Source organism: Sphingobium sp. C100, from assembly GCF_000508185.1.
GTDB lineage: Bacteria > Pseudomonadota > Alphaproteobacteria > Sphingomonadales > Sphingomonadaceae > Sphingobium.
Genome location: NZ_AYOY01000134.1, coordinates 1 through 229, shown reverse-complemented (window position 1 = coordinate 229; position 229 = coordinate 1). Strand labels below are relative to the sequence as shown.

The window sequence follows — 229 nt, the reverse complement described above, 5'->3', positions numbered from 1 at the left end:
GATCCGGCCGCCGGCGGCGCGCTGGCGCGGCTGGGCGATGGGCGGCGCCATCGCCGCCAGCCTAGTGCTGGGCCTTGGCCTGGGGCGCATGACCGGCGGCGACGCGGGGCCGATCGGGATGCGGGATGGCGTCCTGGTGGCGCAGGGATCGCTCGCCGCCGCGCTGGACACGCAACTGGCCTCGGCCCAGCGGGACGCGCCGATCCGCATCGGCCTCAGCTTCCGGCGC

At 78.2% G+C, this 229-nt stretch carries 1 pseudogene; it reads left to right on the top strand.

The annotated features are described in order from the left end of the window. Positions 1-229: pseudogene (locus C100_RS0124505) on the top strand (anti-sigma factor family protein); the annotation flags it as partial.